Here is a 23,287-nt window from a genome sequence, read left to right on the forward strand (position 1 = left end):
CTATTCGGGAAAGACGATCGTCCTCATGCCGTTGATCAACACGCGGTCTTCCAGATGCGAGCGCACGGCGCGCGCCAGCACCCGCCGCTCGATGTCGCGGCCCTTGCGAACCAGTTCGTCGGCACTGTCGCGATGGCTGATGCGCTCGATGTCCTGCTCGATGATGGGGCCTTCGTCGAGGTCGCTGGTCACGTAATGTGCGGTCGCCCCGATCAATTTCACGCCCCGCTCATAAGCCTGGTGATAGGGCTTGGCACCCTTGAAACCCGGCAGGAAGGAATGGTGAATGTTGATGCAGCGCCCGGCCAGACGCGCCGAAAGCTCATGTGAGAGCACCTGCATGTAGCGGGCGAGCACGACCAGATCGATCTGCTCTGCCTCGATCAGCGCTGCGAGCTTGTCCTCTTGCTCGGCCTTGTTTTCCTTGCTTACCGGCAGGTAGTGAAACGGGATGTCGGCGAACGACAGGTTGGCATAGGTCTCGCGCGGATGGTTCGAGACGATGGCGCGCACATCCATCGGCAGCTCTCCGATCTGCCAGCGATAGAGAAGGTCCGCCAGGCAATGGTCGAACTTCGACGCCATAAGCAGCACCCTGCGCCGCTCGCCCTGAACGCGCAGGGACCATGTCATCGCGAAGCCATCCATGACCGGGGCCAGAGCCCGGCGCGCGGTATCCGCGTCGAGCGGGCCGGAAACGCCCCGAAACACGACGCGCGAGAAGAACTGGCCGGTGCCCGCGTCGTCGAACTGCTGCAGATCGAGGATGTCGCCTCCGAGGTCGAACACGGCCTTGGAAAGCGCGGCGACGATGCCTGCCCTGTTGGTGCAGTAGGCTGTGAGAACCAGTGAAGCGTCGGTGGTCATCGTTGTTCCGTTTGGTGCGTGGCTGAAGTCGCGCATGTCTATCCGCTGCGCCACGCCATGCCTATAGCTTGGGCGATGTGTCGTGTATACATCCTTGGGAAAGGAGACTTATGGAGCCGCGCTTTCGGTGTTAGAATGCGCCTGCGATGGATACATCGCTCCCGATAGTTTGCGCACAGCGAAGGGGCAAGAGGCTAGACCTATGTTGCAGACCACGGCCAAGACGCATGCAATGCGCGCGCTGATCGACCTGCGCAAGAAGATACTGGCGGGCGACTATCCCGGCGGTACGCGGCTGTTCGAGGTCGCCCTGGCGGAGGACATGGGCATTTCACGCACGCCGGTGCGTGAGGCGATGTCGCGCCTAGCCGAGGAAGGGCTGCTCGACCGCGCGCGTGGCGGCGGCTTCATCGTGCGCACTTTCGGCTTTGCCGACGTGGTCGATGCCATAGAACTGCGTGGGGTGCTGGAGGGAACGGCCGCGCGGCTTGCGGCCGAGCGTGGCGTTGCGCCGGACGCCCTCGCCCGCATTCGGGACACGGTCTCCAGGCTCGACAAATGTTTCGGAGAGACACCGGACGATGTCGATTTCGATGCCTATTCAGAACTGAATGCCCGCTTCCACAGCGAGCTGGCCGGCCTTGCGGGCAGCGAGATCATCCGGCGCGAGGTGGAGCGCGCGGCGCGGCTGCCCTTCGCATCGCCCTCGGCATTTTCGCCCAGCACGGCGGGCATCGCGGCATTCCGCCGGTCGCTGGCCACCGCGCAGGAGCAGCACAAGGCGATCCTGTCCGCCATCGTCGCACGCGAAGGCGCGCGCGCCGAAGCCATCGCGCGCGAACACGCCCGTGTCGCACGCCGCAATCTGGAATACGTCATGGGCGAAGGCCGCAGCCTCATTGCCCGCGTGCCCGGCCTCGCGCTCGTCAAGAACGCCTGACGGCCGGAAAAAGGCGTCCGCGCGCCAGCGTGCATCGCCGCGTTCCACCTCTTGCTTTTGGCTGCCATGTACGCGCATAATGTATACATTCAATGATCCACTCGGGAGGAGAGAGAATGTCGAAATCCAGCCTGGAAGCCATTTTGAGCGAGAAAGGCAATGCCGTGGAGATGCTGCGCAACTCCCGAATCGGCATGTATGTATACCCCGTGGTTGCGCCGGAGTTTTCCAACTGGCGTGACGAGCAGCGCGCGTGGCGCGACTCGGCCGTGCTTTTCGACCAGACGCACCACATGGACGAACTGATCGTCGAAGGCCCCGATGCCGAGAAGTTCCTCGCGCATCACGGTATCAACTCGTTCTCCAACTTCGACCTTAACCGTGCGAAGCATTTCGTCCCGGTCACCCCCAACGGGCATGTGATCGGCGATCACATCATCTTCCGCGAGCGGCAGGACAAGTTCATCCTCGTGGGGCGCGCGCCGACCGCCAACTGGCTGCAGTTCTGCGCCGCGTATGGCGAGTGGAACGTGCGTATCAAGCACGATCCGCGCTCGCCGTCGCGCCCGGAGGGCGAGCGCGTGCTGCGCACCCACTACCGCTACCAGATACAGGGGCCGGAAGCGCCGAAGATCTTCGAGAAGCTCAACCGCGGCCCGATCCCTGACATCAAGTTCTTCCATGTGGACAAGATCAATATCGGCTCCAAGAAGGTGCAGGCGCTGCGCCACGGCATGTCGGGTGCGCCGGGCCTGGAAATCTGGGGGCCGTATGAGGACAAGCCCTACATTCTGGCCTGCATTCTGGAAGCCGCAAAGGAAGCCGGCGTCGATCTGGTACGATGCGGCAGCCGCGCCTACTCGACCAACACACTGGAATCCGGATGGATTCCCTCTCCGCTTCCGGGCATCTATACCGGCGACGGGATGCTCAAGGCCTACCGTGAATGGCTGGGCGCCGACAGCTACGAGGCCGGCGGCTCGATCGGCGGCAGCTTCATCTCCAAGAACATCGAGGACTACTACGTCAACCCGTTTGAGCTCGGCTACGACTTCTACATCGGCTGGAAGAAAGACGACTTCATCGGCAAGGCGGCGCTCCAAAAGATGAAGGGCCAGAAGAACCGCAAGAAGGTTACGTTCGAGTGGAATGCCGAGGACGTCGTCAACGTCATCGCGTCAGCCTTCCGTCCGGGCGAGGACCACTACAAGTGGATCGACTTCCCGCAACCCAACTACGCCTCCTCGAGCGCCGACATGGTGATGCATGACGGCAAGATGGTCGGTATGTCGATGTTCAACGGCTACAGCTACAACGAGCGCTGCATGCTGTCGCTCGGCGTCGTCGATCAGAGCGTCAACGAAGGCGACGTGCTGACCCTGATCTGGGGCGAGCCGGACGGCGGCAGCGGCAAGACCTCCACCGAGCGGCACAAGCAGGCCGAGATCCGCGTGCGCGTTTCGCCTACGCCGTATGCCCGCGAGGCACGCGAAAACTACGCCGACAGCTGGCGCACCAAGAAGACCGCCTGACCGGCGGGCCTCCGCGAGGGGGCGACACGCAGGCTATCTACGGGGCGGGCATAAAAGCCGTGGCAGGACAAACCCTGCCACGGCTTTCTCTCTTGCCTCCGTGCAGGGAATGTATGCAGCACACTACTCCATGGGCACATGCCATCAGCCTGCGTGACCCATATCGCGCCCTTTTGGCGCTCGCGCGTCTATAAATGCAACCACTTGCGGCTTCCTGCATTCATAATGTATACATTGACTCCACGTCTAACGGGAGGATGCAATGGCTTGGTGGGAGCGTTTCGGGGGTGGGAAGGACGAACCGGCAGCCGCGGATGATGCGCTCGGCGCCATGGTGGCCGGCCATTCCATCGAGGTCATGCCTCGCACGGCAGCCAAGATCGAGGACTTTCGAGCCATATTGCCGGCAGGTACGCGCGTATACATTGCCCATATCGACGGAACGCCTATCGAAGACATGGTCGCGACAGCGCGACGCCTGCGCGACGAGGGCTTTGCCGTCATGCCGCATCTGCCGGCCCGCAGCATAGAAAGCGAAGCGGTGCTGGAAGAGTGGCTGTTGCGGTATCGCGAAGAGGCGGGCGTTGAAGAAGCCCTGCTGCTTGCCGGCGGGGTGGAGACCCCGCGCGGCAACCTCGACAGTTCGATCCAGATGATTGAAACGGGCCTTTTCGACAAGCACGGCTTTCGCCGCCTGCACGTTGCCGGCCACCCCGAAGGCAACAAGGATATCGATCCCGACGGTTCCACCAAGGAGGTCGACAAGGCGCTGGCCTGGAAGCAGGCGTTTTCCGAGAGCACCGACGCGCAGATGGCGATCGTCACCCAGTTTGCGTTCGACGCAAAGCCGGTGATCGCGTGGACCGAGCGTCTGCGCCAGCAAGGCATCACGCTGCCGGTGCATGTGGGCATCGCCGGGCCGGCAAAACTGCAGACGCTTATCAAATGCGCGATGGCGTGCGGTGTCGGCCCATCGCTCAAGGTGCTCCAGCGCCGCGCAATGGACCTCACCAAGCTGATGCTGCCCTATAAGCCGACCGAGGTTACGGGCGAGCTTGCGGCGTGGCGGGCCGCGCACCCGGAAAGCCTGATCGAGCAGCTTCACATCTTCCCGCTGGGCGGCATTGCGGCCAGTGCCGACTGGGCTCGTGTGCATGCCGCGCCACAGGAAATGGCCATGGCTGGCTGACGCGGTTATTCCGGCGACCGCGTCTTTCCATAGGCAGCATCGCATTGGCTACATCGCGCTTTACGGCTAGACCTTCAAGGCGGCATCGAGGGAGGACACGATGAGCGACAGGACGGCGCTGGTCATCAGCGCGCATTCGGCGGATTTCGTCTGGCGTTGTGGCGGCGCGATAGCGTTGCACGCGCAGAAGGGCGTAAACGTCACAGTCGTCTGCCTTTCCTATGGCGAGCGCGGCGAAAGCGCCAAACTGTGGAAGCAGGAGGGCATGACGCTCGAGCAGGTCAAGGCCGGCCGGCGCGCGGAAGCCGAAAACGCAGCAAAGGCGCTCGGCGTTCACGACATCCAGTTTTTCGACTGCGGTGACTATCCGCTCGAACTCGACCGTGAACAGAAGTTCCGGCTGGTCGACGTGATCCGCAAGGTACAGCCGGATTTCATGCTCTCGCATTCGCTGGACGACCCTTACAATACCGACCATCCCTATGCCACGCGCGTGGCGCTGGAATGCCGCATGGTCGCGCAGGCGTGGGGGCACAATCCCGGCGAGAAGGTGCTGGGGGCGCCTCAGCTGTACCTCTTCGAGCCCCACCAGACCGAGCAGTGCGCATGGAAGCCGGACACCATTCTCGACATCACCGATGTGTGGGAAAAGAAGAAGGCCGCGATCGAGTGCATGGAAGGCCAACAGCACCTGTGGGACTACTACACCAACGTCGCCCAGAACCGCGCCAACCAGTTCCGCCGCAATTCGGGCGGGCAGGCTGGCGGCCGGGAAGCGAAATATGCCGAGGCTTTCCAGTCGATCTTCCCGCGCACCGTGGATGAACTGTGATGGGCGGGATCGTGGTTCGGAACATCGAGCGCGCAGACCCATCCGCCATTGACGGGCTCGGCAAGTGCGGGGTTGCGACCGTGCACGAGGCGATGGGCCGAACCGGCCTGATGCGCTCCTACATGCGGCCGATCTATGCCGGGGCGCGCATCTCAGGTTCGGCCGTCACCGTTTCGGTTGCGCCGGGCGACAACTGGATGATCCATGTCGCCGTTGAGCAGTGCCATGAAGGCGACATTCTCGTCGTCGCGCCGACCAGCCCCTGTGAGGACGGATATTTCGGCGAGCTTCTGGCACGCTCGCTGATGGCGCGCGGCGTGAAGGGGCTCATCATCGAAGCCGGCGTGCGCGACGTGCGCGACCTTACCGAGATTGGCTTTCCGGTGTGGTCGAAGGCGGTATTCGCGCAAGGGACGGTGAAGGAGACGGTGGGCTCCGTCAACGTACCCGTTGTCTGTGCCGGTGCGGCGGTGAACCCAGGAGACGTGATCGTCGCAGACGATGACGGTGTATGCGTCGTTCCACGTGCGCAGGCCGGCACGGCACTGCAGGCAAGCCTCACCCGCGAGGCGAAGGAAGGCGAAGTACGCCAGCGGCTGATGGCCGGAGAGGCCGGGCTCGACATCTATGGCATGCGCGACAAGCTGGCGGCCAAGGGCCTCAAATATGTCTAGAGGAGGCGTCCGCTGCATGTGGATGCGCGGCGGCACGTCGAAGGGCGGATATTTTCTCGCCGACGATCTGCCTGCCGACGCCACTGCACGTAACACCTTCCTGCTGCGCGCGATGGGGTCTCCCGACGCGCGGCAGATCGACGGCATGGGCGGAGCAGACCCCCTCACCTCCAAAGTGGCGGTTGTGACCAAATCGGCGCGCGATGGCGTCGATGTCGATTACCTGTTCCTTCAGGTGTTCGTGGACCGGCCCATCGTGACCGATGCGCAGAACTGCGGCAACATCCTCGCTGGCGTCGGCCCATTCGCAATCGAACGGAGGCTGGTCGCGGCGCAGGAGGGCGTCACCGATGTGCGCATCTTCATGGAAAATACCGGCCAGGTAGCGGTGGCGCGCATCTCTACACCGGGCGGCGAGGTGAACTACGAGGGCGATGCCCGCATCGACGGCGTGCCCGGGACCGCATCAGCCGTGCCGATCGAGTTCAAGGAAACGGACGGTTCATCGTGCGGCGCGCTGCTGCCGACGGGCAATGTCGTGGACACCCTCGAAGGTGTCGCGGTGACGATGATCGACAACGGCATGCCCTGCGTCGTGATGCGCGCTGCCGATTTCGGCGTAACCGGCTATGAGGAGCCCTCCGATCTTGAGGCGAACGAAACGTTGCGTGCGAAGGTCGAGGCCATCCGGCTCAAGGCCGGACCGCTGATGAACCTCGGCGATGTGGCGGAGAAATCGGTTCCCAAGATGACGCTCGTCGCCAGTCCGCGCAAAGGCGGCGCGATCTCGACACGCACCTTCATCCCGCATCGCTGCCATTCGTCCATCGGCGTGCTGGGAGCTGTCAGCGTCGCCACCGCCTGCCTGTTGCCGGGCAGCCCGGCGGCGGCACTTGCAGACGTGGGCTCTGGCTTGCAGCGCACCCTTTCCATCGAGCATCCGACAGGCGAGATGAGTGTCGTGGCAACGATGGACGACAGCGGCGCGGTGATATCGGCCGCCATCCTGCGCACGGCGCGCAAGCTGTTCGACGGCTTGGTGTTCGGCTAGCCGCCACTCGCCGAAAAGACACTGCATTCCATCGATTGAACATTCGTGGCTCGCCTCTCAGGGCAGCATGGGGGGAAACTGCGATTCCGAACTTGCAAGCACACATACAACCTACTAACATGTCACTACGTTGGAGCCGAGAAACGTCGGCCCCGGAAGCGGACCCAAAGGCAATGAACAAGACATTCGGCATCTCGGCTGCGCTTACCACGCCTTTCCGCCCCGACCATTCCGTAGACAACTCTCGGCTGGCGAGCCATGCGGCGTCGCTTCTGGAGGAAGGCTGCGCCGGCGTGACGCTGTTCGGGACGACCGGCGAAGGCCCATCGCTTGGCGCGCGGGAACGCATAGATGCACAGGCCGCGCTGCTCGATGCCGGCATTGCACCGGATCGCATCACGGTAGCGATCGGCAGTTCGTCGTCGGCCACGGCCGCCGAACAGGCCGATGCGGCGCTGGATGCGGGTATCAGGTCGTTGCTCGTCACACCGCCCTTCTATTTCAAGGGTGTCGGCGACGAAGGTCTGTTTGCGTGGTTTGCGGCGTTCCTGGAGCGCATCGGCAATCGGGCGCCGCGCGCGATCCTCTACCACATTCCGCAGGTCACCGGCGTCGGCCTGTCGATCGGCCTCGTCCGCCGGCTCAAGGCAGAGTTCGGCGAGGCCGTATTCGCCATCAAGGATTCCGCCGGCCACTGGCCCACGACGACGGCTTTCCTAGAGCAGAAGGACATTGCCATCCTGGTGGGCGACGAGCGCCACCTTGCGGCGGCAGCACGGCTTGGCGGGGCGGGAGCGATCAGCGGCATGGCAAACCTTTTTCCGCTGGTGCTTGACGATCTCGTGCGGACGGGCGACGAAAACGAGGCGCTCAACGAGCTGGTGGATGCGCTGGTAAGTCTGCCCGTGACGCCTGCGGTGAAGGCGCTGGTTGCCGCCAAGCGGCACGACGCCGAATGGATGCGGGTGCGTGCGCCGCTGGAGCAGACACCTGCGGCAGACGCCACCCGGCTGAAGGCGATGGCAGCGGCGCTGGCCAGCAGGAAGGCTGCCTAAGCCATGGAGATGGAAGTGCGCGAAACGGCAACGCTGAGAGAGAAAGCTTACGACGCTTTCAAGAAGCGTCTGTTCTCGCGCGACATCCGTCCCGGCCAGTTCCTTTCTCAGCGCGAATTGGTTGAGGTCACCGGCATGCCGCTCGGCGCGATCCGGGAGCTGGTGCCGCGGCTCGAGGCCGACGGTCTCATCAAGACGGTTCCGCAGCGCGGGATGCAGATCGCGCATGTCGATGTCGACCTCATTCGCAACGCCTTCCAGCTTCGCCTCATCCTCGAGCGCGAGGCTGCGGCCGAGTTCTGCCGCAAGGCCGAGGACACAACCCTTCTGCGTCTTCGCGACGAGCATCTGGCTGTGAAGCGGGAGGCCAGCGAAGGTGTTACGCCGGACCTGCTTGAACGCGCGCAGCAGATGGACTGGCTGTTCCACGACCAGATGATCGACACGCTCGGCAACGCACTGATTTCAAGCGTCTACCGGGTCAACTCGATCAAGATCAGGCTGATTAGGCAGCAGGATACGCGCATGTTGCCAGAGCTCGTCACCTCGGTCATGGACGAGCACATGCGCATCATCGACGCGCTGGTGGCTCGCGACGAGGCCGGTTCGGTGCAGGCGCTGGAGGCGCATATCGACATTGCGAGGAGGCGCGCGCTGGGCATTTAGGGCGAAGCCGGCCGGGAGGGCCGGACAGAAATGGACCTTCGGTATCGATCAGGCTTTCGGTGCCGAGCCATGAGCACAAACCAAGACGAACCAACGGGAGGAGTTCATCATGAAAACGAAGTTCAATCGCCGGACAATGCTGGCATCGGTTGCCGCTGCGGCCATCGCCATCACGACACTCGGCCAGTCAGCGCTTGCGCAGGACAAGGTCACGCTGCGCCTTTCCACTCCGGCATCGGAAACCGACCAGCGCGCCGTAGCCCTCGTCGAGAAGTTCGGCCCCGCCGTCAGCGAGTTCGCCAATTTCGAGCCGCACTGGAACGCGACGCTGTTCAACCAGGGCACCGAGCTGGAGGCCATCGCACGTGGCAACCTCGAAATGTCGATCGCCTCGGCACAGGAACTGGCCGTCTTCTTTCCCGAGTTCTCGATCTTCACGGCCGGTTACGTGCATCGCGACGCCGCGCATCAGGTTGCCGTCTTCAACGATCCGCTGATGGATCCATTCAAGCAGAAGGTCGAGGAAGAGCTGGGCGTCAAGCTGCTGACCGTCATGTATCTCGGCCGCCGGCAGGTCAACCTGCGCACCGACAAGGAAGTTCGTACGCCGGCCGATCTTGCGGGGGTGAAGCTGCGCATGCCGAACACCGATGCCTGGCTGTTCCTGGGCGAAGCGCTGGGTGCCAGCCCGACACCAGTCGCCTTCACCGAAATCTACACCGCTCTGCAGACCGGCGCGGTTGACGGGCAGGACAACCCGCTGCCGACCGTCGTTGACGCAAAATTCTACGAGGTGACCAAGCAGGTGGTGCTGACCAGCCACCTCGTCGATCTCAACTATCTTGCCATGTCGAAAAGCGTGTGGGACGCGCTGACGCCGGAACAGCAGCAGGCTGTGCAGAAGGCTGCCGATGACGCGGCCGAGTTCGGGCGCCAAAACCAGCTTGCGAAGGAGGAGGAACTCGTCTCCTTCCTCGAGGAGCAGGGGCTGAAAGTCTACGAGCCCGACCTCGACGCGTTCCGCACGACGGTGCAGCAGAAGTATCTCGAGTCCGATTTCGCCAAGGACTGGCCGGAAGGCACGCTCGAGAAGATCAACGCGCTCTAACGGCTGTGCGCCGAGGCGGCATCCGGGCTTAGGCGGCAAGGCCGTGCCGAGCCCGGCTGCGCCGCGCCTCAGTGATGCAGAGCGGCTGCGCTCCGCGTCCCCAGACCCAGCGAGGACGGACCGATGCAGGCGATAGGACGCTGGCTGCATTTGCGGGCAGAAAACGTGGCGGTGGCGCTGCTCGCCGCCATGTTCCTCACTTTCATCCTGCAGATTTTCGCGCGCTATGTGCTGGTGATGCCAGTAGGTTGGACGCTGGAACTCTGCCTGACACTGTGGATATGGATCGTTTTCTGGGGCAACGCCTTCCTCGTGCGCCATCGCGATCATGTCACGTTCGACATTCTCTATCTGGCGGTGCCGTCCGGCATACGGCGCATCATGGCGCTGACGGCTGCGGCGGCCATCGTCGTCGGCTTCGCCGTCACCCTGCTGCCGACTTGGGACTATATCGACTTCCTGAAGATCAAGCGCAGCTCGACAATGCGGATTCCGATGCGCACGGTCTTCAGCATCTACGCGCTGTTCATGGTCGCCGTGATCGTCCGTTACGCATTCATGTTCTACCTCGTCTGGCGCCATGGCGCCGACCGGGAGCACCGTCACCTGGAGGTCACTGACGAATGAGCCTCCAGTTCGCGCTTTGCCTCGTCACATTGTTCGTCCTCGCCGGCATCGGCACGCCGGTCGGCTACGCGATCATCCTGTCATCGACGGTCTACCTCATGGCCGTGGGACAGGATCTTGCGCTGTCGGGCGAAAAAATCCTGCAGGGGCTCTACGACAGCTTCATACTGCTCGCCGTGCCGCTCTTTATCGTTGCAGCCAACATCATGAATGCCGGCACGATCTCGGAACGCCTGCTCAACTTCTGCGTAGCTGCCGTAGGGCGTTTCCGCGGCGGGCTCGGTCACGTCAACATCGTCGCATCTCTCATCTTTTCCGGCATGTCCGGTTCCGCAGTGGCCGATGCCGCCGGTATCGGCAAGATCATCATCGGCATTATGACCAAGGGAGGCCGCTATGCGCGCGGCTATGCGGCAGCCGTGACGGCAGCATCAGCCACCATCGGGCCGATCATCCCGCCGTCGATTCCCATGGTGCTCTACGCGCTAGTTTCCAACACCTCGATCGGCTACCTGTTCCTCGGCGGCATCCTGCCGGGCTTGTTGATGGGCGTCGTTCTGATGGCGATGAACCATTGGCTGTCGGCACGACGCGGCTTTGCGCTTGAACAGCCCGTACCGTTGCGCGAATTGCCCGGCTACACACTGAACGCCTTCCCTGCCCTGCTGATGCCAGCGATCCTGCTCTACGGCATCTATGGCGGCGTTACGACGCCGACCGAGGCCGCAGCCGTCGCGGCCGCCTACGCGCTATTGCTGGCGGGCTTGTTCTACCGTGCGCTGTCGTGGCGGACGCTTTACTCGATCTTCGCCGAAAGCGCGCGGTCGTCTGCGGCGGTGGGCCTCGTCATCGGCGGTGCGCTCATACTCAACTATGTCGTGGCATCGGAGAATATTCCCAATCAGGTTGCGGGCGCACTGGTCGGGCTAGACGTACACCCGCTGGTCTTCCTGCTGGGTGTGAACCTTCTTCTTTTGTTGCTGGGCTGCGTGCTGGACGCCACGACGATCATTCTCGTCATCATCCCGCTCTTCCTGCCGACTTGCCGCGAGCTTGGCATCGACCTCGTGCATTTCGGCGTCGTGGCGGTGGTCAACTGTATGATCGGGCTTATTACGCCGCCCTATGGCATACTGCTCTTCGTCATCAACGCCGTCACCGATATCCCGCTTCGCGAGATCATTGCTGAAATTTGGCCTTTCCTGGCCGCGCTTGTCGTCGCTCTGCTCATCATGATCCTGTTTCCCGGTGTGGTGCTGTTCCTGCCGCAGCAGTTCGGCTATCTGGGCTGAAGTCCGCGCCGGGAAGCCCCAACGCGAAATCGGAGAGGGAGGCAGGCTCATGCTGCTCAACGAAGAACAGACGATGGTGCGCGACATGGCGCGGCGCTTTGCGCAGGAACGCCTCAAACCCTTTGCCGCAGGATGGGATCGCACCAAGACGTTTCCGCGCGAACGCATCGCCGAGATGGGCGAACTCGGGCTCATGGGCATGCTGGTACCCGAAGAATATGACGGGTCGAAAACGGACTACATCGCCTACGCTCTTGCCATAGAGGAAATTGCAGCCGGCGACGGCGCGCTTTCCACGGTGATGAGCGTGCACAATTCGGTCGGTTGCGGGCCCATCCTCGCATTCGGCAGCGAGGAACAGAAGCAGCGCTTCCTCAAGCCGATGGCGCGCGGTGAATGGCTTGGCGCGTTCTGCCTCACGGAGCCGCATACCGGCTCGGATGCCTCGGCCATCCGGACGCGTGCGCGCAAGGACGGCAACCGCTACATATTGAGCGGCACCAAGCAGTTCATTACCTCAGGCAAGAATGCCGATGTCGCCATCGTCTTCGCCGTAACCGACCCGGATGCCGGCAAGCGCGGCATAAGCGCGTTCATCGTGCCGACATCGACGCCCGGTTTTCGGGTTGCCAGCCTGGAAAACAAGCTCGGTCAGAATCTGTCGGACACGGCACAGATCGTGTTCGAGGACATGGAACTGACGCCCGACCTGCTGCTGGGCGAGGAAGGCCAAGGCTACAGGATAGCGCTCGCCAATCTGGAAGGCGGACGCGTCGGCATCGCTGCGCAATCGGTTGGCATGGCGCGGGCCGCGCTCGATGCCGCGCTGGCCTATGCTCAGGATCGCGAGACCTTCGGCGTCAAGCTGATGGAGCATCAGGCGGTAGCCTTCCGGCTGGCCGACATGGCAACGAAGATCGAGGTTGCTCGTCAGATGGTACTGCACGCAGCCTTGCTGCGCGAAGCGGGCAAGCCGGCGCTCAAGGAGGCCTCTATGGCCAAGCTTTTTGCATCGGAGATGGCGGAGCGCGTGTGTTCAGACGCGATCCAGATACATGGCGGCTATGGCTATGTCGCCGACTTCCCAGTCGAACGCATCTATCGCGACGTACGCGTTTGCCAGATTTACGAGGGCACCAGCGACATCCAGAGGCTGGTCATTGCGCGCGCGCTGGCGCAGGAAGGTTAAAGCGCGTCGCAATCTACTTTCGGGTCGCGATCCGCTTTCGGGGAGACAGGCCTTGGGCGACCGGTTCCCACAGTAAATTCAATTTAAGTAAAATTTTACCGTGTTGTTCACTTCATGTTTGAGGACCCGGAGGGCCTGATCGACATTGTTGTCGCGTACGATGACCTGCAATTGGTTTCCTGACATTCTACGGGTTCGCCCGGCATGTTCTGGACATGATGGACATGGAAGCGGATCGCATCTGCGATCCTGCGAAGCGGCGCCAGGGTCACGAAAGGTGATGGACGAGCTATCCCGAATCCTGCGGGCGCCAGAAGATGTACCCGATATAGACCGCTGCGGGCTTTATGCAACCCCGAAGGCGATAAAGGTCAGGCGGCTGGCCGCCGACGCCACGAGTAGGCGGCACCCTGCTCGCCGGCCGTTGCCGCAGGCTGATAGTGGAACGGAATGCCGCCGACGCGGCCTTCCTCCAGACGCCGCAGAGCCGTCTCGTTCGTCACCTCGAACTCCGAAAAGCCGGTGCGGATCATCAGCGGTATCTGGTCGATCAGCACATCGCCGGATGCGCGTACGATGCCGCCATAGCCGTGGCGTCCCCGCAGAAGCTCGGCCTTGGAATAGCTGCGCCCGTCGTTGAAAGCCGGAAAGGCCAGCGAAACCAGAGGCAGCACCGCCAGATGAGGCACCAGCGCATCCAGCGCCTCGCTGGGCAGTACATGAACGCCGATGCGCCCTTCTGCCGCCTCGCGCGCGGCATGATCCAGCGCCAGAAAGGCTGCCAGCGGCAGGATGATGCGGCGGTTACCGGCAAGCGCTTCCGCGCTTTCAGCATGCTGCCACTCATCCTCGCGGAAGCCGTCCTGCGTCCAGAGGCGCATCGTCGGGGTGTCGGTGTCGCTCATCGAACCATCCTAAAGCGAAGAAGCGGCCAGGGACTGCTCCGCCCCGGCAAGGTGGATACCGCATTCGGTCTTGGCCTGCCCGGCCCAGCGGCCCGAGCGCGGGTCGCTGCCGGGAGCTGCCGGCTGCGTGCAGGGAAAGCAACCTATGGACAGGTAGCCATAAGCGACCAGTGGGTTCTCGCGCAGGTCGTGGCGGCGCATGTAATCCGCCAGATCGGCCGTCGTCCATCGCGCGAGCGGGTTGATGCGGACACGTGGGCCGACCGCCTCGAAGACCGGCATGACGCCGCGCGTGCCGGCCTGGAAGCGCTTGCGTCCCGTAAACCATGCCCTGAACGGTGCAAGGCCGCGCGCCATCGGCTCGACCTTTCGCACCGCGCAGCAGGCATCGGTGTCGGACTTGTGAAGATCGCCCGTCGGGTCCGCCCGCCGAAGAGCCGCTTCTTGCGGCCTCACGACACGAATGTCGGTGAGACCCAGATCGGCGACGAGCCGATCTCGATAGTCGATGATCTCGCCGAAATGCTTGCCCGTGTCCAGAAAGACCACCGGCAGTGCGGGATCGATGCGCGAGATCATGTGCAGAAGCACGGCCGAATCCGCACCGAAGGACGACAGAACGGCAACCTCGCCCGGCTCGAACCGCCCGCAGGAAAGCGCGATGGCATGCTCCGGCTCCAGGGCGCCGAAACGTGCCTCGAGCGAGGCAGCCGTCTCGCGCGCGACCCGTGCGTCGTCGTCAAGCTGCCTTTGCTTCGCTTCCATAGAGGGCCTCCTTGAACGGGGCGGCCCCCAGCCGCCGGTATGCTTCCAGAAACGTCTCCTCGCGGCCTTTGCGCACGGCTAGATAGGTTTCCACGACGGTCTCGATGGCGTCGGTGATCTCCTCGGGGCCGAAGCCGCGTCCGACGATCTCGCCGATCGAGCTGTTCTCGTCGCCCGAACCGCCCAGCGTGACCTGGTAGAGCTCCGCGCCCTTCTTCTCGACGCCGAGAATGCCGATGTGGCCGACATGGTGATGGCCGCAAGCGTTGATGCAGCCGGAAATCTTCAGCTTCAGTTCGCCGATCTCCTCCTGCCGCTCCTGCGAAGAAAAACGCAGCGAGATGTCCTGGGCTACCGAGATCGACCGGGCGTTCGCCAGCGCGCAGTAGTCGAGGCCGGGGCATGCAATGATATCGGTGACGAGGCCGGCATTGGCAGTCTCCAGCCCGATGGCGACCAGCCGGTCGTAGACGGCCTTGAGGTCGGCGCGCGCTACATGCGGCAGGATCAGGTTCTGCTCGTGGCTGACGCGGATTTCGTCGAACGCGAGGACTTCCGCGATGTCCGCAACCGCATCCATCTGCGCGTCGGTCGCATCGCCCGGCGCCTCGCCGATGCCCTTGAGCGAAATCGTGACGGCGGCGTAGTCGGGATTGACGTGGGTCGTCACGTTGCGCCGCAGCCATGCTGCAAAGGTGCGATTGTCGAGCTGCGCCTGTTTCACCACGGCATCGCCTTCCGGCCGAGCCGGGAGCGAAGGCGGCGCGAAATAGGCCTCGATGGCGCGGATGTCCGCGTCGGGCAGCTTGAGCTCGCCGTCCCTGAGTGCTGCGAACTCCTTCTCAACCCAGCCGGTCAGTTCCTCCGTGCCCGTCTCGTGCACGAGTATCTTGATGCGCGCCTTGTACTTGTTGTCGCGGCGTCCGTTGAGGTTGTAGACCCGCAGGATCGCGGTGCAGTAGGCGAGCAAATCCTTCTCGGGCAGGAAATCGCGTATCTTCTTGGCGATCATCGGCGTGCGGCCTTGCCCGCCACCGACATAGACGGCGAAGCCCAGTTCGCCCGCCTCGTTCTTCTTGAGATGAAGCCCGATGTCGTGAACCTGGATGGCGGCGCGGTCGCGCTCGGCGCCGGTCACCGCGATCTTGAACTTGCGCGGTAGGTACGAAAACTCGGGATGAACCGACGACCACTGGCGCAGGATTTCGGCGTAGGGGCGCGGGTCGGCAACCTCGTCGGCGGCGGCGCCGGCAAAATGGTCGGCCGTGACGTTGCGAATGCAGTTGCCGCTGGTCTGGAGTGCGTGCATCTCGACGCTCGCCAGATCGTCGAGAATGGCAGGAATGTCGGACAACGCCGGCCAGTTGTACTGGATGTTCTGGCGCGTGGTGAAATGGCCGTAGCCCTTGTCGTACTTTCTCGCGATATGCGCCAGCACGCGCATCTGCCGCGCGTTCAGCGTGCCGTAGGGGATCGCGACGCGCAGCATGTAGGCGTGAAGTTGCAGGTAGACGCCGTTCATCAGCCTCAGCGGCTTGAACTGGTCTTCCGTAATTTCGCCTGCCAGGCGGCGTTCGACCTGGTCGCGAAACTCTGCGACGCGGGCCTGAACAAAGCCATGGTCGAATTCGTCGTAGCGATACATACTGGGCTATCCTTGTCCGCCGCCGGACCGATCAGGCGGCGACTGCGATTTCGGGGCGGGCCTGCTTGCCGAGGTCGATGCGATTGGTCGGGCCGGCAGCGCGAATGCGCTCGCGCAGGCGCAGCGGGCGGATTTCGCCGTCAGCTACCGTCACGTCGATAAGGTTCACATCCACCACTTCGTTCTTAAGCAGCGCTGCCTTGCCGGCGCGCTCAAGCTTTTCTTCGGTGGCCTTGTCGCGCGCGATTTCAGCCGCTTCGATGGAAGCAGCCCAGGAATGATCGGCCGCAAGCCAAACCGCCTCGCCGTCCCTCAGTCTGTTTGCCGTCAGTATCTTCATGGAGATGCTCCTTCAGATGACCACGTCCGCGCCGATGCGCGCGGCAAGTGGTTGGGATTTGTCGAAGTTGGCGCCGGCAACCGCGTCGCCGATGATCGTCATGACCGGGCCGATGAGATCGTTGCGATCCTGCAGGAGAGGCAGGTCGGCAAGCGTGCCGTGGAACAGGCGCTTGTGCCCGAGGCTGGCGTTTTCCACCACGGCGACGGCCGTATCAGGCGACAGGCCAGCGTCGGCAAGCCGGCCGGCAACGTCGGCCGCATTGCTGCGCCCCATGTAGACGGCCACGGTCGCGCCATCGATGGCGAGTTGCGCCCAATCCGGTAGCGTCTTGCCCTTGAGGTCGTGGCCGGTGGTGAATACCATCGACGAGGAGACGCCGCGCAGCGTCAGCGGCAGTTCGAAATCGGCAGCCGCCGCGAAGGCGGCGGTGACGCCCGGCACAATCTCGTAGGAAATGCCCGCGGCGCGAAGCGCGGCCATTTCCTCACCAGCGCGCCCGAACACGAGCGGGTCGCCCGACTTGAGCCGAACCACGCGCTTGCCGGCGCGGCCAAGCTCCACCAGCAGGTCGTTGATCTCTTTCTGCGTCTTCGAATGGCAACCCTTGCGCTTGCCGGCCGAGATGCGCTCGGCGTCGCGGCGGCCCAGAGCGATCACCGCGTCAGGCACCAGCGCGTCATGAACGATGACGTCGGCTTCCATGAGCAGCCGATGGGCGCGAAGCGTGATGAGATCTTCCGAGCCGGGACCTGCCCCGACGAGCGCGACATGACCGCCGGCCTTGCCGCCCGCCTCCAGCAGGGCAGATACGGCGCGTTCGGCGCCGGCCGCATCTCCGGCTTCCACCGCGCGCGCAGGCGCACCGGAAAAGAATGCCTTCCAGAATGCGCGGCGGGCGGCGCCCCTCGGCAACACACGCTCGGCCGCATCGCGCCATGCGGCAGCGAGTGCAGCGAGCGGGCCAAGCGAGGGCGACAGCATGGTGTCGATGCGCGCGCGGATCATCTGGGCCAGAACCGGGCCAGCGCCTTCGGTTCCGATCGCGACGGCCACGGGAGCGCGGTTCACCAGCGCGGGCGTGAAGAAATCGCAAAGGGCGGGACGGTCCACCGCGTTGGCGGCAACGCCCGCCCTGCGCGCGTCGCTGACGATTGCGGCGTCGCGCGCCTCATCGCCCGTAGCTGCGAAGACCAGTACGGCATTTGCAAGATGTTCGGTAGACCACTCGGCGGGCACCAGTTCGGCATCGTTGTCGCGCACCCAGCGCGCGAGATCGGCCTCCGGCTTTACGGAGACGATGCGGATGGTTGCCGCCGACTGTCCCAGAAGCCGCGCCTTCGCAAGCGCTTCGTCGCCGTCTCCAACAACGACGACCACGCGTCCCTCGACCCGCAGGAAGACGGGGAAGGCGTTCAGCTTGGCATTGGCGTGTTCGGGTTTTTCGACCATGCCGCAATTTTCGCTGCTCGACCCGGCCTTCTGAAGGAATGGTCTCGCGCGATGCCAGACGCGATGAAATCGGTTTTCCCTGTCAAGGCGAGTGTCGGCAATTCCATGCTCCTGATGTCCATCATGCGTCGCGGGGACGGAACATGAGAGTGTTGGCCCGCGTTGGGAAACCAGGCGGTAACAACCTCGAAAAGGAGCAGAAAATGCCGGGTATGAAGTTGAAGCACGATGTGTGGGTGGTGGTTGCCGATGGCGAGAAGGCGTTGTTCCTGAGGAACGAGGGCGACGAAAAATATCCTAACCTCGAAGTCTTTCGCGAAATGAAGGAGGAGAACCCTCCAACGCACGATCAGGGGACCGACAGGCCCGGCCGATTCAATGACGGGCCGAGCGTCCACAGGAGCGCCGTTCAGGAAACCGACTGGCACCGTATCGAGAAGGAGCGCTTCGCAAAGGAAATAGCCGAGCGGCTCTACAAGTCGGCCCACCGAGGCGATTTCGAGCGGCTGGTCATCGTGGCTCCGCCTCTCGTGATGGGCGAGATGCGCAAGGAACTGCACAAGGAGGTGGAGGACCGGGTCATCGGCGAAGTGTCGAAGACGCTGACCAATCACACCATCGACGAGATCGAGAAGATCCTGACTAAGGAGTAGCTACTCCGAGAGAAAGTCGCGCAGCAGCGCGATCTCGAACTCGCTGGCGAGCGTGGGAGCATGTCCGCAGTCGGGCATCACCTCCAGCCGGGGGCGCGGCCCCCGGCGAACCATCTCTTCAGCCACCCCTGCCGCCAGAACGTCGGAGCCTTCGCCCCGTATCAGCAGCGTCTTCGCAGTGATCGCGTCATAGGCGTCCCAGACGTCGAGGTCGGACTTGTGGTGCGTGAACTGCGAGACGATGTCTGGATCGTAATGCACCGTCACCCGGCCGTCGTCGGTACGCCGCGACGACGTATCGGCCATCCGCCGCCAGAAGGCTTCGGTGTTCTTGCCGAAGGGCGCGTAGTTGGTCCGCAGCCACGCTTCCAGTTCTCCGACCGTGTCGTAGACCGGAGGCGTCCCGACATAGGATGAGATACGCTCTGCACCGGCTGCCGGAATATCCGGGCCGATATCGTTGATGACGAGATGGGTGATGCGCTCGCGCAGCGCGCCGGCTGCGAGCGTCACCCCGATGAGCCCGCCCATGGAGGTGCCGATCCAGCGCAGGTCGCCGATGCCGTAGTGGTCGAGGATGCCAATCGCCGTCTCGCCGAAGACCCGGTAGGAATAGTCCACCGTATAGTCGCGCGCCCAGCTCGAAAGGCCGCGCCCAAGCGTATCGGGACAGATCACGAAATAGGTATCGGATAGGGCTTCCGCCGCCTCGTCAAAATCGCGACCCGTCCGCGCCAGCCCGTGCCACATCACCAGCGCCGGCTTTGCCTTCTCGCCCCACTCGGTGACATGGATCTCGAAGCCCGCGGCCTGGATGTATGATGAGCGTGATGCCGTCATTTGTGTCCCCCCTTGCCCATCAGTGTGCCTGCTATGCCCGCCGGGAAGAAGTAGACGAGCAGGATGAAGACGATGCCGAGCCAGAGCAGCCACCGATCGGGATTGAGCATGTCGGGCAGCAGCGGCATATCGGCGGTTGCCGATGCGCCAGCCTCCATCAGATCCTTCAGATAGAACTGCGCCAACGTCATGATGACGACGCCGATGACCGCGCCCATCATGGTGCCCATTCCACCAATCACCACCATCAGCAGGACATCCAGCATGATGTCGAAAGAAAGTGTGACGTCCGGTCCCGTGTAGCGCAGCCATACGGCGCGCAGAATGCCAGCAAGCGCGGCGATCACGGCGGCGATGCAGAATATGGCCGTGCGGTAGGACACGACGCGATAGCCTATGGCTTCCGCGCGCATCTCGTTTTCGCGGATGGCTTCAAGCACGGTGCCCAGCGGCGAGGCGACGATGCGCAGCATGGCCAGAAACAGGAACAGCGACGAAAGGAACACGAAGTAGTAGAGCGCGAGCCTGCCGTTCAACGCCACGCCGAAGATGCGCAACGCCTTGCCATCGGCATCCTCGACGAGGGTGTTGGCGGGCGAGAAAAAGCGCGGGATGGTATAGGTCATCCCGTCCTCGCCGCCGGTGAATTCCGAAAGCTGGCTTGCCAGCACCATCATCACGGACGCTGCCGCCAACGTTATCATGGCGAAGAAGATCGCCTTGACGCGCAGGGAGAGAAGGCCGATCAGCACCGCCAGCACCAGCGCCGCCAGAACGCCCAGCGAGCCGCCCAACAGGATGGCGTCGAATCCTGGCCCCATGGTGCGCAGCGCGATGGCCGTGCCGTATGCGCCGAGCCCGAAGAACATTGTGTGAGCGAAAGACACGATGCCGGTATAGCCGATCAGCAGATCATAGCTGGCGACCAGCACGATGAACACGCAGATGCGCGCCGCCACCTCCTGTGCCCGCACATCGGGAAACAGAAATGGCGCGAACATCAGGCACAGGCCCACGACGAGCACGACGCCGTAGACGACGAGCCTGCCGACGGGCACGCGGCGCGAGGTGTTGACGAGAAGGCTCATGCGTTCACCCCTTTACCGCCGGCTTGAGCCCGTAGGGCCGCCACAACAGGATCGCCATCATCAGGATCATGTTCGAGGCCAGCGACATCTTGGGAAACAGGAAGGCGACGTAGTTGGCCATCAACCCGACGAGAATCGCGCCGAGCAGCGACCCTTCGATGGAGCCCAGCCCGCCGATGATGACGACGATGAAGACGAGGATCATCATCTCGGAACCGATGGCCGGGGTGATGAGCCCCTGATAGCCGGCCCACATGGCCCCGCCCATTGCGGCCAGCGCCGAGCCCGCCATGAACACCGCGATGAACAGCCGGTCGATGCGGAAGCCGAGTGCCTCAACCATCTCGCGGTTTTCCACCCCGGCGCGGATCAGGAGACCAACCCGCGTACGGTTCAGCGCGAAATGCATGGCGATATAGACTGCGAGCCCCAGCAGAAAGGCGAAGACGCGATACACCTCGATGGAGATGTTGCCGAACACGAACGAGCCGGTCAGCACGGCCGGGCGCGGCACCGGCAGCGGCGACCCGCCCCAGACCATGAGGATGATCTCCTCGGCCACGATCAGCGCGCCCATGGTAATGAGTATCTGCCGCAGATGGTCCTTGTAGACCGGCTTGACGATGATGCGCTCGAACGCCCAGCCCGCGAGTGCGCCGAAGGCGGTGGCTGCCGCGATGGCCGCCATCAGCGCCAGGATGTTCATGGCCGCGCTCCCGCCGGTCACCCAGACGCCGAGCGAGGCCAGCACGCTCGCCGCGATGAATGCGCCGAACGAGACGAAGGCCGAGTGGCCGAAATTCAGCACATCCATCAGCCCGAAAATCAGCGACAGTCCGGACGCCATCAGGAAGATCATCATACCCATCGCGAGGCCCGCGACTGTAAGCGTCACCCATGTCGACGGCCGCCCGATCAGCAGGAAGGCGACGAGGCCGAGGATAACCGGGAGAAGGAACACACCGCCGAAGCGCTCGAACGTGTCTGAAATCGTCTTCGTCATATCAGTGCGCCTCCATCGAGAGGCTGAGGAACCGGTTCTGCAGCGCCTCGTCACCGGCCAGTTCGGCCATCGACCCGCGATGGACGATGCGGCCGTCGTCGATCACCGCCACCGTCTCGCCGAGCGCACGGGCAAAGTGGAAGTTCTGCTCCACGAGCAGGATGGTCGTCTCCTGCGCGATCTCGCGGAACGCGTCGATCATCGCGCGGATGATCGCGGGCGCCAGGCCCTTGGTGGGTTCGTCGATGAGGATGAGGTCGCGCTTCTCGATAATGGCGCGAGAGATTGCCAGCATCTGCTTCTGCCCGCCCGACAGCGCGTGCGCCTGCCGGTCCCAGAACTTCTCCATCGCCGGAAACAGCGCGAAGATGCGTTGCAGACGCTGGTCGTCGAAGCGGCCATGCGCGGCCGCCAGCCGCATGTTCTCCTCGACGGTCAGGCCGCCGAAGATGCCCATGTTCTCCGGCACGAAAGCCACGCCCAGCCGGGCAATGTCGGGGGTCTTCATTGCCGTGATGTCGTGATGACGAAACACGATCGCGCCCTTGCGCGCGCGCCACAGCCCCATGATCGTGCGCAGCGTCGTCGTCTTGCCCGCGCCGTTGCGACCCAGAAGAACGTGCACGCCGCCCTCTGGCACGTCGAGCGATATGCCGTGCAGCACATGGTATTGCGCGATGTCGGTGTAGACGTCGTCCAGGCGCAGGATCGCGTTGCTCATGCCACCTCCTCCGCGCCGACGCCGAGATAAATCTCGCGCACGATGGGCAGCGCCATCACCTCACCCGGCCTGCCGTCGGCCACCAGTTCGCCGTTGTGCAGAACGACGATGCGGTCGGCCAGCGCGCGCACCACGTCCATCTTGTGCTCGACCAGAAGAACCGTCTTCGACGTGTCCTTCTTGATCTCGGCGATCAATTCCAGAATGGCGGGCGCCTCGTCTACCGACATGCCGGCCGTCGGCTCATCGAACATGAAGATGTCGGGCTCCATCGCCGCCAGCAGCGCCACTTCCAGCTTGCGCTGGTCGCCGTGAGGCAGGGCAGCAGCCGGCAGATGCGCGACGGAGGCGAGCCTTGTCGCTTCCACGAAGCCGTAGGCCTTGTCGCGAATATCGGTCATCGACGACGCGCGCGTGAAGATGCGCGGCCCCTGCCCTGCCCTGGCCTGTACCACAAGACGCACATTCTCCAGCACCGAGAGCTTGGGGAACAGATTGGTCAACTGAAACGCTCGCCCGATACCGGCTTTCGCCCGCGCGGAAGGCGACAGGCCGGTTATGTCGTTCTCGCCCTTGAAGATGCGACCCTCGGTCGGCTTCAGCTGACCTGAGACGAGGTTGAACCAAGTCGTCTTGCCCGCCCCGTTCGGCCCGACAATCACCGTCAGCTCGCCGGGACGAAACGCGCAGCTCACGTCGTTGACTGCCGCATGGCCGCCGAAGCGGATCGTCAGGTTCTCGGTGCGCAGGGAGGGGGTCAATGTTCTCGTAGCCCAGATGGAAGAAGCACCCACGGCTTCGCGCTTCGTGCGATGCCGTGGGGTGTGTTGCGTCCCCGGCGACCAGCGCCGGG

24 protein-coding genes are annotated in these 23,287 nt (G+C 63.5%); 13 read left to right on the forward strand and 11 right to left on the reverse strand.

Annotation, left to right across the window (positions count from 1 at the left end):
- Positions 1 to 867 carry a formyltetrahydrofolate deformylase gene (gene purU / locus FY036_RS22185; protein ID WP_148916873.1) on the reverse strand — a complete coding sequence of 289 codons (867 nt, stop codon included), beginning with the start codon at positions 865 to 867 and terminating at the stop codon, positions 1 to 3.
- Positions 868 to 1,069: 202 nt separating this feature from the next.
- Here purU and FY036_RS22190 point away from each other — a divergent pair, with 202 nt between their 5' ends.
- The 12 genes from FY036_RS22190 to FY036_RS22245 all read left to right on the forward strand — a co-directional run bounded on the left by FY036_RS22190 (position 1,070) and on the right by FY036_RS22245 (position 13,022).
- Entirely contained in the window at positions 1,070 to 1,807 is a 738-nt protein-coding gene (locus tag FY036_RS22190; protein WP_148916874.1) for a GntR family transcriptional regulator, read from the forward strand.
- Positions 1,808 to 1,923: 116 nt separating this feature from the next.
- Positions 1,924 to 3,339: a vanillate/3-O-methylgallate O-demethylase gene (gene ligM, locus FY036_RS22195; protein WP_148916875.1), complete on the forward strand. Its 1,416-nt coding sequence runs from the start codon at positions 1,924 to 1,926 to the stop codon at positions 3,337 to 3,339.
- A 262-nt stretch (positions 3,340 to 3,601) separates the two neighbouring features.
- Positions 3,602 to 4,528 carry a methylenetetrahydrofolate reductase gene (locus tag FY036_RS22200; RefSeq protein WP_148916876.1) on the forward strand — a complete coding sequence of 309 codons (927 nt, stop codon included), beginning with the start codon at positions 3,602 to 3,604 and terminating at the stop codon, positions 4,526 to 4,528.
- A 100-nt stretch (positions 4,529 to 4,628) separates the two neighbouring features.
- Complete coding sequence (locus FY036_RS22205; RefSeq protein ID WP_148916877.1) at positions 4,629 to 5,360, forward strand: PIG-L deacetylase family protein; 732 nt, start codon at positions 4,629 to 4,631, stop codon at positions 5,358 to 5,360.
- A complete protein-coding gene (locus FY036_RS22210; RefSeq protein WP_148916878.1) occupies positions 5,360 to 6,034 on the forward strand; it encodes a 4-carboxy-4-hydroxy-2-oxoadipate aldolase/oxaloacetate decarboxylase in 675 nt (224 codons plus the stop codon). The genes FY036_RS22205 and FY036_RS22210 overlap by 1 nt, the downstream gene beginning before the upstream one ends.
- Complete coding sequence (locus FY036_RS22215) at positions 6,027 to 7,085, forward strand: 4-oxalomesaconate tautomerase (protein ID WP_148916879.1); 1,059 nt, start codon at positions 6,027 to 6,029, stop codon at positions 7,083 to 7,085. Before FY036_RS22210 ends, FY036_RS22215 begins: the two co-directional genes overlap by 8 nt.
- Before the next feature lie 173 nt (positions 7,086 to 7,258).
- Positions 7,259 to 8,140, forward strand: coding sequence for a dihydrodipicolinate synthase family protein (locus FY036_RS22220; RefSeq protein ID WP_148916880.1), 882 nt, complete (start codon positions 7,259 to 7,261; stop codon positions 8,138 to 8,140).
- A gap of 9 nt (positions 8,141 to 8,149) precedes the next feature.
- On the forward strand, positions 8,150 to 8,806 hold the full coding sequence (locus FY036_RS22225; protein ID WP_148917153.1) for a GntR family transcriptional regulator: 657 nt from the start codon (positions 8,150 to 8,152) through the stop codon (positions 8,804 to 8,806).
- A gap of 109 nt (positions 8,807 to 8,915) precedes the next feature.
- On the forward strand, positions 8,916 to 9,914 hold the full coding sequence (locus FY036_RS22230) for a sialic acid TRAP transporter substrate-binding protein SiaP (RefSeq protein WP_148916881.1): 999 nt from the start codon (positions 8,916 to 8,918) through the stop codon (positions 9,912 to 9,914).
- A gap of 123 nt (positions 9,915 to 10,037) precedes the next feature.
- Entirely contained in the window at positions 10,038 to 10,541 is a 504-nt protein-coding gene (locus FY036_RS22235) for a TRAP transporter small permease (protein WP_148916882.1), read from the forward strand.
- Positions 10,538 to 11,833 carry a TRAP transporter large permease gene (locus FY036_RS22240; RefSeq protein WP_148916883.1) on the forward strand — a complete coding sequence of 432 codons (1,296 nt, stop codon included), beginning with the start codon at positions 10,538 to 10,540 and terminating at the stop codon, positions 11,831 to 11,833. The genes FY036_RS22235 and FY036_RS22240 overlap by 4 nt, the downstream gene beginning before the upstream one ends.
- Before the next feature lie 49 nt (positions 11,834 to 11,882).
- The gene (locus FY036_RS22245; protein WP_201744838.1) at positions 11,883 to 13,022 is read left to right on the forward strand and encodes an acyl-CoA dehydrogenase family protein; all 1,140 of its coding nucleotides are present in this window, start codon (positions 11,883 to 11,885) and stop codon (positions 13,020 to 13,022) included.
- A gap of 371 nt (positions 13,023 to 13,393) precedes the next feature.
- Here the strand turns inward: FY036_RS22245 and FY036_RS22250 are convergent, their stop codons facing one another.
- From FY036_RS22250 to cysG, 5 genes are read right to left on the reverse strand one after another with little or no spacing between them, the layout of a single operon-like run.
- On the reverse strand, positions 13,394 to 13,927 hold the full coding sequence (locus FY036_RS22250) for a DUF934 domain-containing protein (RefSeq protein WP_148916884.1): 534 nt from the start codon (positions 13,925 to 13,927) through the stop codon (positions 13,394 to 13,396).
- Between the two features lie 9 nt (positions 13,928 to 13,936).
- Positions 13,937 to 14,692, reverse strand: coding sequence for a phosphoadenylyl-sulfate reductase (locus tag FY036_RS22255; RefSeq protein WP_148916885.1), 756 nt, complete (start codon positions 14,690 to 14,692; stop codon positions 13,937 to 13,939).
- Positions 14,667 to 16,337 carry a nitrite/sulfite reductase gene (locus tag FY036_RS22260; protein WP_148916886.1) on the reverse strand — a complete coding sequence of 557 codons (1,671 nt, stop codon included), beginning with the start codon at positions 16,335 to 16,337 and terminating at the stop codon, positions 14,667 to 14,669. The genes FY036_RS22255 and FY036_RS22260 overlap by 26 nt, the downstream gene beginning before the upstream one ends.
- A gap of 31 nt (positions 16,338 to 16,368) precedes the next feature.
- Entirely contained in the window at positions 16,369 to 16,677 is a 309-nt protein-coding gene (locus FY036_RS22265) for a DUF2849 domain-containing protein (protein WP_148916887.1), read from the reverse strand.
- 12 nt (positions 16,678 to 16,689) lie between these two features.
- Positions 16,690 to 18,129, reverse strand: a complete 1,440-nt coding sequence (gene cysG / locus FY036_RS22270) for a siroheme synthase CysG (protein ID WP_148916888.1) — start codon at positions 18,127 to 18,129, stop codon at positions 16,690 to 16,692.
- 203 nt (positions 18,130 to 18,332) lie between these two features.
- On the opposite strand from cysG, the gene FY036_RS22275 reads away from it, so the two are divergent.
- Positions 18,333 to 18,782, forward strand: coding sequence for a baeRF12 domain-containing protein (locus tag FY036_RS22275; RefSeq protein ID WP_148916889.1), 450 nt, complete (start codon positions 18,333 to 18,335; stop codon positions 18,780 to 18,782).
- Here FY036_RS22275 and FY036_RS22280 read toward each other — a convergent pair whose 3' ends face one another.
- Genes FY036_RS22280 through FY036_RS22300 form a run of 5 tightly spaced genes read right to left on the reverse strand, consistent with a single transcriptional unit; the run spans position 18,783 to position 23,195 of the window.
- The gene (locus tag FY036_RS22280; protein WP_148916890.1) at positions 18,783 to 19,622 is read right to left on the reverse strand and encodes an alpha/beta fold hydrolase; all 840 of its coding nucleotides are present in this window, start codon (positions 19,620 to 19,622) and stop codon (positions 18,783 to 18,785) included. It abuts the gene before it with no gap.
- A complete protein-coding gene (locus tag FY036_RS22285; protein WP_148916891.1) occupies positions 19,619 to 20,710 on the reverse strand; it encodes a branched-chain amino acid ABC transporter permease in 1,092 nt (363 codons plus the stop codon). The genes FY036_RS22280 and FY036_RS22285 overlap by 4 nt, the downstream gene beginning before the upstream one ends.
- 4 nt (positions 20,711 to 20,714) lie before the next feature.
- Positions 20,715 to 21,713, reverse strand: a complete 999-nt coding sequence (locus tag FY036_RS22290; RefSeq protein WP_148916892.1) for a branched-chain amino acid ABC transporter permease — start codon at positions 21,711 to 21,713, stop codon at positions 20,715 to 20,717.
- Position 21,714: 1 nt separating this feature from the next.
- Positions 21,715 to 22,434 (reverse strand): ABC transporter ATP-binding protein, encoded by a 720-nt coding sequence (locus tag FY036_RS22295; RefSeq protein ID WP_148916893.1) that lies wholly within the window; start codon positions 22,432 to 22,434, stop codon positions 21,715 to 21,717.
- Positions 22,431 to 23,195 carry an ABC transporter ATP-binding protein gene (locus tag FY036_RS22300; RefSeq protein ID WP_148916894.1) on the reverse strand — a complete coding sequence of 255 codons (765 nt, stop codon included), beginning with the start codon at positions 23,193 to 23,195 and terminating at the stop codon, positions 22,431 to 22,433. Before FY036_RS22300 ends, FY036_RS22295 begins: the two co-directional genes overlap by 4 nt.
- Positions 23,196 to 23,287: the final 92 nt, after the last annotated feature.

Origin of the sequence: Neoaquamicrobium microcysteis, assembly GCF_008180155.1 — a bacterium.
Classification (GTDB): Bacteria; Pseudomonadota; Alphaproteobacteria; order Rhizobiales; family Rhizobiaceae; genus Aerobium; species Aerobium microcysteis.

Coding starts and splice junctions, on each gene's coding strand:
- purU (WP_148916873.1), bottom strand. CDS start 867: ATGACCACCGACGCTTCACTGGTTCTCACAGCCTACTGCACCAACAGG.
- FY036_RS22250 (WP_148916884.1), bottom strand. CDS start 13,927: ATGAGCGACACCGACACCCCGACGATGCGCCTCTGGACGCAGGACGGC.
- FY036_RS22225 (WP_148917153.1), top strand. CDS start 8,150: ATGGAAGTGCGCGAAACGGCAACGCTGAGAGAGAAAGCTTACGACGCT.
- FY036_RS22205 (WP_148916877.1), top strand. CDS start 4,629: ATGAGCGACAGGACGGCGCTGGTCATCAGCGCGCATTCGGCGGATTTC.
- cysG (WP_148916888.1), bottom strand. CDS start 18,129: ATGGTCGAAAAACCCGAACACGCCAATGCCAAGCTGAACGCCTTCCCC.
- FY036_RS22295 (WP_148916893.1), bottom strand. CDS start 22,434: ATGAGCAACGCGATCCTGCGCCTGGACGACGTCTACACCGACATCGCG.
- FY036_RS22220 (WP_148916880.1), top strand. CDS start 7,259: ATGAACAAGACATTCGGCATCTCGGCTGCGCTTACCACGCCTTTCCGC.
- FY036_RS22290 (WP_148916892.1), bottom strand. CDS start 21,713: ATGACGAAGACGATTTCAGACACGTTCGAGCGCTTCGGCGGTGTGTTC.
- FY036_RS22260 (WP_148916886.1), bottom strand. CDS start 16,337: ATGTATCGCTACGACGAATTCGACCATGGCTTTGTTCAGGCCCGCGTC.
- FY036_RS22245 (WP_201744838.1), top strand. CDS start 11,883: ATGCTGCTCAACGAAGAACAGACGATGGTGCGCGACATGGCGCGGCGC.
- FY036_RS22275 (WP_148916889.1), top strand. CDS start 18,333: ATGCCGGGTATGAAGTTGAAGCACGATGTGTGGGTGGTGGTTGCCGAT.
- FY036_RS22265 (WP_148916887.1), bottom strand. CDS start 16,677: ATGAAGATACTGACGGCAAACAGACTGAGGGACGGCGAGGCGGTTTGG.
- FY036_RS22285 (WP_148916891.1), bottom strand. CDS start 20,710: ATGAGCCTTCTCGTCAACACCTCGCGCCGCGTGCCCGTCGGCAGGCTC.
- FY036_RS22235 (WP_148916882.1), top strand. CDS start 10,038: ATGCAGGCGATAGGACGCTGGCTGCATTTGCGGGCAGAAAACGTGGCG.
- FY036_RS22280 (WP_148916890.1), bottom strand. CDS start 19,622: ATGACGGCATCACGCTCATCATACATCCAGGCCGCGGGCTTCGAGATC.
- FY036_RS22215 (WP_148916879.1), top strand. CDS start 6,027: ATGTCTAGAGGAGGCGTCCGCTGCATGTGGATGCGCGGCGGCACGTCG.
- FY036_RS22210 (WP_148916878.1), top strand. CDS start 5,360: ATGGGCGGGATCGTGGTTCGGAACATCGAGCGCGCAGACCCATCCGCC.
- FY036_RS22190 (WP_148916874.1), top strand. CDS start 1,070: ATGTTGCAGACCACGGCCAAGACGCATGCAATGCGCGCGCTGATCGAC.
- FY036_RS22230 (WP_148916881.1), top strand. CDS start 8,916: ATGAAAACGAAGTTCAATCGCCGGACAATGCTGGCATCGGTTGCCGCT.
- FY036_RS22240 (WP_148916883.1), top strand. CDS start 10,538: ATGAGCCTCCAGTTCGCGCTTTGCCTCGTCACATTGTTCGTCCTCGCC.
- FY036_RS22255 (WP_148916885.1), bottom strand. CDS start 14,692: ATGGAAGCGAAGCAAAGGCAGCTTGACGACGACGCACGGGTCGCGCGC.
- ligM (WP_148916875.1), top strand. CDS start 1,924: ATGTCGAAATCCAGCCTGGAAGCCATTTTGAGCGAGAAAGGCAATGCC.
- FY036_RS22200 (WP_148916876.1), top strand. CDS start 3,602: ATGGCTTGGTGGGAGCGTTTCGGGGGTGGGAAGGACGAACCGGCAGCC.